At 28.0% G+C, this 635-nt stretch carries 1 protein-coding gene; it reads left to right on the top strand.

The features are described from left to right. Nucleotides 1-423, top strand: a 423-nt coding sequence (locus JCM14209_RS08625) for an IS200/IS605 family accessory protein TnpB-related protein (RefSeq protein ID WP_025023039.1), incomplete at its 5' end; no start/stop codon positions are given. Nucleotides 424-635: the final 212 nt, after the last annotated feature.

The following is a 635-nucleotide window of genomic DNA, read 5'->3' as shown; positions in this document are numbered from 1 at the left end:
GATGCAAATACAATTGTTATTGGTAAAAATAAAGATCAGAAACGTTCGATTAACATGGGTAAGAGAAACAATCAAAATTTCATTGGTATACCTCATCAAGTGATGGTTAATATGCTTGTTTATAAAGCACAATTACAAGGGATTAACGTTATCCAAACCAACGAGTCTTATACTTCACAAACAAGTTTTCTAGACAACGAAAAGCCAGTTAAACAAAATGGTAACTATCATCGAAAGTTAAAAGGTTTAAGCCTTAATAATAGACGCATTAAACGTGGTTTGTTTAAAAGTAATCAAGGTAAATTAATTAATGCTGATGTGAATGGTGCTTATCAGATAATTAGAAAAGTATTCCCTAAAGTTAATTCTGATGGGATAGAGGGCTTAGTGTTTAGTCCAGTTAAGTACAATGTTAAATTTTAACGTTGTGGTTAACAAAGAAAAATAGTAACTCAATTATATTTGAGGTTGAAGTAATGTAAAGTTGTCCTTATAGTTTGAAAGTTGCTAATTTAGTGATTTTTAAGTGTTTTAAAAAGGTTATTATAGATATTAATAATCACTAATTGAGGTTTCAGTATAAAATTGTATCAGTTGAAATAATTTGATATAAAGTATACTGTTTTTTCTAACAT

Origin of the sequence: Ligilactobacillus hayakitensis DSM 18933 = JCM 14209, assembly GCF_000615845.1 — a bacterium.
Taxonomy (GTDB): Bacteria; Bacillota; Bacilli; order Lactobacillales; family Lactobacillaceae; genus Ligilactobacillus; species Ligilactobacillus hayakitensis.
This window is presented reverse-complemented; position numbering and strand designations above follow the sequence as displayed.